The organism is Microcystis sp. LE19-84.1B, from assembly GCF_027531875.1.
Classification (GTDB): Bacteria; Cyanobacteriota; Cyanobacteriia; order Cyanobacteriales; family Microcystaceae; genus Microcystis; species Microcystis panniformis.
This window is the reverse complement of record NZ_JAPZSR010000165.1, coordinates 1-6,329: the sequence shown is the minus strand read 5'-3', so window position 1 is coordinate 6,329 and position 6,329 is coordinate 1. Positions and strand designations below refer to the sequence as shown.

Here is a 6,329-nt window from a genome sequence, read left to right as displayed (position 1 = left end):
AACAGATAGCACCACGACTAATATTGACACTATTGTTACTAACGTCTTTACCGATGCTAATGGGGCAACAGCCGGAAATCAAGCTCTCGGAATTAACAGTGCTGTTTTAGTGCGGGACAATAGTTTTTCTACTTACCTAATCATCAACGACGGTACGGCGGGTTTCCAAAGTGCTAATGATTTGGTGATTAATCTCACCGGGTTAACGGGTACTTTACCGGCACTCGGCACTATTCCAGTCAATAGTTTCTTTGTCTAAATTGATGGGGGGATTAATTCTCCCCTTTTAATTGTCTTTGATGATGAAAGTGAGGTAATCGTGCAATGGATACCCGATTAAAATATCAAGGTATTATTAAGACTGTTCTCCAGAATCATGCTAACTATCGTGCTACCTTACCTGATGGCTACACTTCTCAGGTTATATTTGATGATGAACGAGGACATTATCTAGTTTTAGATTTCGGTTGGAGTGGTAATAAGTATCTCCATGCAACACCAATTCACCTTAGCTTAGTTGTTGATAAAGTCTGGATTCAATGTGATGAAACGGAGGAAGGCATAGCTACTGATTTGATGGAGGCAGGTATTCCCAAAGAAGATATAGTCCTGGGTTTTCGTTATCCTAAAGTACGCAAATATACAGGATTTGCTGTGGCTTAGTGACCAGAAATGTTGAATCTGTACATAAAACTTTATACACAAACTTAAATTGCAAAAGTGTTTTACACAAACTCAATCATAAACAAAGTAATGCAATTGAGAATTTAATTGACTTTATCGTACTTTTAGCCCTGAAATATATGATAGCGATGATAGTTTAAAAAATCCAAATCTGGTGAGAAGCGATCGGGAACATTTAAAGTTTTACCGCGATAGTTGATAAAATTTAGTGCTAACGTCTCGCTACCTTGATCCTGAGCCTTTTTTTCGATCTCATGGCCAATAATTAATCTTAAATCCTCATCGAAACTAATTAAACCTCGATCGAAAGCAGTATCATGAGTACGAGCTAGGCACAGTCCATTATGAGGGTTTAAACGTTGTTCGGGAAATTGACTCCAGGGTAATATATGACTAGCTGTTAATAACAGAGGAATGGGATTTCCTGTAATACAGCAACGATAGTTATATAGGGCTAAAATTGTCTTTCTAAAAAAGTTTTGTCCGATTCTAACTTTTCTGATTGCTTCGTTTTCTGTTTTGATCTTTCCCGAAAAATCAAGTCTAGTAAAATCCTCTTGCTGCTCGTTGATAACTCCTAAAAGAACTTGTAATTTTTCCTCACTTTCTAGGGCCAATTCTGTCCAGTTATCCTCGAACTCCTGCCAGATTTGCCGATCAGCTTTACTGATACCTTTTAACCCCTGTACTCCTCGCAATTGATGTCTAGGATCGAGAGAACCAAAATTACATAATTTCATCACTAGGGCCGATGGTGTTCGCTGTAACTTTTCAGCGACTTCGATAATAACAGGATTGTTAGTATGGAATTGTCCATAGGGAAATTTATAGTATAAATTGAGAGCGATCAGCAGCTCATCCCTTGTCCATAAATTCTTAGTCATAGCCCTTGGAAAATACCACCATCAGCCCTGAAATTACTGCTCAAATCAAATCGGGAAAAACTTCGCGCACTGCTGGATGAATTAACCGATGATTGGCGACATTTAACCCCTTAGCGAGGGAAACATCTTGATCCAAGGCTTTTACCCCATGGTCGGCTAATTTAATAACGTAGGGTAGGGTACTATTATTTAAAGCTTGGGTTGCCGTCCAGGGTACTGCTCCAGGCATATTAGGCACTCCATAATGTACTACTCCCGACTCCAGGTAAGTCGGTTGACTGTGGGAAGTGGCCCGCAGGGTTTCCACGCAGCCTCCTTGGTCCACTGCCACATCGACAATTACGGAACCAGGGTTCATTTTGGCGACTAAAGAGCGAGAAACCAGCGTCGGCGCTCGTTTTCCTAAGACTAGCACTGCCCCAATCAATAAATCGGCCTTAGGAACCACATTTTCTAATTGTGCCGAGCTACTATAAAGCAATTCTACCCGGGAACCGAATAAAGTCTCTAAATAGGCCAAGCGCTCGACGTTAATATCTAAAATAGCTACTTTTGCTCCCATACCGATGGCAATTCTGGCCGCTTCCGTACCCACCACACCACCGCCAAGGATAACCACTTGTCCAGGACTCACCCCGGGGAAACCCCCCAGTAAAACTCCCCTACCTCCCTGTTGTTTTTCCAGATAGCGGGCCCCAAATTGTACCGAAAGACGACCGGCAATAACACTCATGGGAGTTAAGAGAGGCAAGCGACCATCGGCAAGCTCGACCGTTTCATAGGCGATCGCAGTTGTTCCCGACTCGATTAATGCTTCCGTTAAATGGCGCTCGGCCGCTAGGTGTAAATAGGTGAAAAGGAGAGCATCCTTGTTTAAAAAGCCGTATTCTGCCTTAAGCGGTTCTTTTACCTTGACAACTAGCGGTTTATCCCAAACTTGGGCCGCTTTTTCCACAATTTTGGCCCCGGCTTTTTGGTAATCCTCATCGCTGAATCCGGCACCTAATCCGGCGGCCGTTTCCACAAATACCCTGTGACCGCGATCATTGAGTACACGCACACTACTGGGACTTAAACCGACGCGAAACTCTTGATCTTTAATCTCTTTGGGAACACCTATTTCCATGGTTTGCTTCTGGGGGACTATTTCTAACTACTTTAGCCTGTTAGTCCTAGTCTGCGAGTTATCCGGCATACTATTCGGGAATTTTAGTGACTTTTTTGGTATTCTTCGAGCAAATCGATTAAATCTATCTGACATTTGCTGGGTAACAAATCCGCTAGGGAAACTTGCAGATGACCACCTCCGAGGGTGACTTTTATCTCCCGCAGGATAGACATGACTGCATTCTCACTTAAACTGTCGTTTTCGAGCAAAGGGAAGACTTTTTCGGCAACGACGCTGTGTAAATGTGCTTCCCGGAGATAGAGATGCCATTTAGCCACGTCAATGTAGATATTGTCGCCGATTTGAGCCGCCAGATTTTCGATGTCCTGAGTTGTGTTAGCCATGGGATGTTACCGAATAGTTAGCGATCGCCGCTATATAAATCAAATGTCCCACCAATAGAATAGCCCAAATTCCCGTGAACAGATTTAACCAAGTCCAATCGGAAAATTTAATAATATGAAAAAACCACAACCCTGAATTAATCGCTAAAAAAGCCGCCACATGAACGGCGAAATTCATGCGATCATCTAAACGTCGGAAAGCGGGATCGTTTTTGCGATCGGGTTGACGGGGCCAACGGGGAGGCATAAGCAGTGATCAGTTATCAATTATCAGTTATCAGTGTACCGTTTTTTTTAGCTAAGGGACTTGCGCTTTGATAATGTACCTTTTGGGCGAACGCAGTTCGCCCCTACATTGTGGACAAAATCCGTTACTGTAGGGGCGCAAAGCTTGCGCCCTCCGATCGATTGGGATATTATTCCCACGCAAGTCCCTTAAGTTGCCAGAGTTCCTATCCTAACCAAGAAGTTAATTTTGTCCTCTTACTTATCTACTGGTGGCGATTTCCACTTCGGGTAAGATTTCTAAAGATAAACGGGTTCTGACAGTGCCAGAAAGACGTTTAAGCAGTTGTGGGCGTAAATCGCGCAGAATATAGATTAATTCGTCTCCGGTGCGCCATTCTTCCCTTTCTGTGACTACCTGTAGGGAATTATCACGACGCAATAATAGGGGCAGCAGTTCGCCATTTTCGATTAATTTAGTTAATCTGGTCTGTTGTTCGCTCAAATCATCGGCTTTAAAGATAGTTTTACCTAATTTAATCTGATTATCGTCTAAATACTGATTCCATTCCTTGACCGAAAAACTAGGCAGAAAAACCTGATTAACTTTATTTTTATCTGGGTTGGGGGTTCCCGCAAAGGCAGCCAACACCCGGGGAGGATGAAATTCCTCCCTAGCTCTCTGGGCTAAAACCAGATTAACCTCGCTATTATTAGTCAAAACTAGAAAAGTCCCCATGGATTCGATGCCGGCTTCTTGCAGTATTTTTGTATCAAGTGCGCTACTCTGCAGCACCGTTAAACCCTCTTCTTGTGCTTGCTGACAGGCTGCGGCATCCGTATCGATTAAAACCACGTTTTCACCTTGTTCTTGGAATAAACAGCCGATTAAACGACCTAGGGGATTACAACCGACGATTACTGCCCCCGTTGCCGCAGAAGAAGTGATTTTTAGCCCTTTTGCCACCCACCGCGCCGTTAATCCCTGAATAAAAACCGTCATTAAAATTGTTAAAAAGACTAAAGCTTTGATCGCTTCACCGCCATTAATACCGGCACGGGTGAGTAAAATGGCAAATAAAGAAGCTACAGAAGCAGAAACTATTCCCCTAGGCGCAACCCAAGCGATGAATAACTTATGTCGCCAATTTAGGTCACTTTTTAGGGTACACAGAGCCACACTCAGGGGACGTACCACCAGCATCAAGACTAACACGGTCAGGACGCTGCCCCAACCCAAAGCGATCACACTGGCGATCGAAAGATCCGCCGCTAGTAAAATAAACAGTACCGACACGCAAAGAGTGGTTAATTGACCCTTAAAACGCCTTAATAACCGCTCATCGGGAACTGCCGCCGCTTTTAGCACAATTCCCGCCATTACCACCGCCATTAACCCCGATTCACTGCGACTAAATTGCGATAAACCAAATAACCCCCAGACTCCCGCTAAAACCACGAGATTTTTTAGCTCAAAAGTCAGAAAATTGCAAGTTTTTATAATAAAACTTAACAATCCGCCTCCAGCAATGCCGATCGCCGCCCCGATGCCTAAACGTAGGGTTAAACCGGTGATAATTTCCATGGGGCGGGAATGACTATCAATAATCGTATTTAGCACCACTACGGCTAAAATTGCGCCCACCGGGTCGATTAATACCCCTTCCCCTTCCAAAAGCGTCGCCACCCGCCGATCTACGGCTACTTGCTTCAGCAAAGGCCCGATCACCGTCGGACCAGTTACCACCACTAAAGAAGCGTAAAGAAAAGCGATCGGCCAGGGAAATTCCCCCAACCAGTGGGCTGCCATACCGCCACCGATGAGAGTGATGGAAGTACCGAGGGTGACAAGGTTGCGTAAACTGCCAGAAACTCGCCCTAATTCCCGTCCGCTTAGGCTTAAACCGCCTTCAAATAGGATAATCGCCACAGAGAGAGCAACAAGGACTTCTAAGCCAATTCCCAGACTTTGGGGGTGTAAAATTTCCCAACCATCGGACCCTAAAGCAATCCCAAAAATGAGCAGGAAAACAATACTGGGAACTTTCAGGTATTCGGCGATGACTTGGGCTGTAATCCCCGCCACCACAGTGATGACAATTTGCAGAGTAAGGGCGAAAGATGGATCCATGTTTAGCGATCGGTTATCGGCTATCGGTTATCGAGGCGGGGTTATGGTTGGGGTTTAATCATTCTAATTTTGACTCTCCCCCGCTAACCGCTCGCGCGGTGTAGCGGGAGATTCTCGGTTCATAGGTTTTTAACTAGATCGACCTGGTTTAACCCAGTCGATCCCCGTCAAATCGCCTCCGCGAGCGTTTTCTAACACGGTCAGTCCGACCGCGTTTTTTCCTCGGTTCTCGATTACCTTCGCTGATGCCGTGTCTCTCGGTTCAATGTGGCCGCAAGAATCACACCGGTGAACTCTTTCTGATAACGACTTTTTGCCAGTAATCGCGCCACAATTCGGACACTCCTGGGAAGTTCCGTTTTTATCGACCTTAAGATAATATTTCCCCCGTTTCCAAGCGACAAACGGTAGTATCTCGTTAATAAAACTACCGATGCCCGAATCCAGAGATTGTTTTCTAACGATCCCTCTAGACCAGGAAATGAAGTTAATATCTTCGACAAAGATATTATCAGCAAGATCACAAAGGTAATGAGCTAACTTAAAGTGCCAATCTCTACGAGTATTAGACACTTTTTCATGTAATCTCGCTATCTTCTCCTGAAGTTTTAACCAATTGCTAGAGCCTTTAGTTTTCCGTTTCAAGCGTCTTTGTAGCAATTTAAGCTTACTCTGTACTTTCAACAAAAATCGAGGGGCTTTGATTAAATCTCCCCGTGAAGTAGCAACAAAACTCTCAATCCCCGCGTCAATTCCTAAACAGGTTTTCCCCACTGTCATATCGGGAACTAATTCCGTAGATTGGAAGGAAACCGAAACGTAAAATCCCGACGCTTTTTGGATAATTCGAGCTTGTTTAGGCTCGAACCCAGACGGGTATTCTCTAGATTGCC

8 protein-coding genes are annotated in these 6,329 nt (G+C 44.4%); 2 read left to right on the top strand and 6 right to left on the bottom strand.

The annotated features are described in order from the left end of the window. Both O9324_RS10055 and O9324_RS10050 read left to right on the top strand, forming a co-directional pair. A partial coding sequence (locus O9324_RS10055) for a bluetail domain-containing putative surface protein (protein WP_288140112.1) occupies positions 1–259 on the top strand: 259 nt, incomplete at its 5' end. Positions 260–324: 65 nt separating this feature from the next. After that, positions 325–663: a XisI protein gene (locus O9324_RS10050; RefSeq protein WP_012268251.1), complete on the top strand. Its 339-nt coding sequence runs from the start codon at positions 325–327 to the stop codon at positions 661–663. A gap of 125 nt (positions 664–788) precedes the next feature. Here O9324_RS10050 and O9324_RS10045 read toward each other — a convergent pair whose 3' ends face one another. From O9324_RS10045 to O9324_RS10020, 6 genes are all read right to left on the bottom strand, one after another. Next, positions 789–1,568, bottom strand: coding sequence for an HNH endonuclease (locus O9324_RS10045; RefSeq protein WP_288140111.1), 780 nt, complete (start codon positions 1,566–1,568; stop codon positions 789–791). A 40-nt stretch (positions 1,569–1,608) separates the two neighbouring features. Further along, entirely contained in the window at positions 1,609–2,694 is a 1,086-nt protein-coding gene (gene ald, locus O9324_RS10040) for an alanine dehydrogenase (protein WP_288140110.1), read from the bottom strand. 83 nt (positions 2,695–2,777) lie between these two features. Continuing rightward, a complete protein-coding gene (locus O9324_RS10035; RefSeq protein WP_004161125.1) occupies positions 2,778–3,080 on the bottom strand; it encodes a DUF3181 family protein in 303 nt (100 codons plus the stop codon). Beyond that, positions 3,073–3,327 (bottom strand): hypothetical protein, encoded by a 255-nt coding sequence (locus O9324_RS10030; protein ID WP_159294608.1) that lies wholly within the window; start codon positions 3,325–3,327, stop codon positions 3,073–3,075. The genes O9324_RS10035 and O9324_RS10030 overlap by 8 nt, the downstream gene beginning before the upstream one ends. Before the next feature lie 240 nt (positions 3,328–3,567). Further along, positions 3,568–5,436 carry a cation:proton antiporter gene (locus tag O9324_RS10025; RefSeq protein ID WP_288140109.1) on the bottom strand — a complete coding sequence of 623 codons (1,869 nt, stop codon included), beginning with the start codon at positions 5,434–5,436 and terminating at the stop codon, positions 3,568–3,570. 129 nt (positions 5,437–5,565) lie between these two features. Then, on the bottom strand, positions 5,566–6,329 hold a 764-nt coding region (locus tag O9324_RS10020), incomplete at its 5' end, for an RNA-guided endonuclease InsQ/TnpB family protein (RefSeq protein ID WP_288140108.1).

Coding starts and splice junctions, on each gene's coding strand:
- O9324_RS10025 (WP_288140109.1), bottom strand. CDS start 5,436: ATGGATCCATCTTTCGCCCTTACTCTGCAAATTGTCATCACTGTGGTG.
- O9324_RS10035 (WP_004161125.1), bottom strand. CDS start 3,080: ATGGCTAACACAACTCAGGACATCGAAAATCTGGCGGCTCAAATCGGC.
- O9324_RS10045 (WP_288140111.1), bottom strand. CDS start 1,568: ATGACTAAGAATTTATGGACAAGGGATGAGCTGCTGATCGCTCTCAAT.
- ald (WP_288140110.1), bottom strand. CDS start 2,694: ATGGAAATAGGTGTTCCCAAAGAGATTAAAGATCAAGAGTTTCGCGTC.
- O9324_RS10050 (WP_012268251.1), top strand. CDS start 325: ATGGATACCCGATTAAAATATCAAGGTATTATTAAGACTGTTCTCCAG.
- O9324_RS10030 (WP_159294608.1), bottom strand. CDS start 3,327: ATGCCTCCCCGTTGGCCCCGTCAACCCGATCGCAAAAACGATCCCGCT.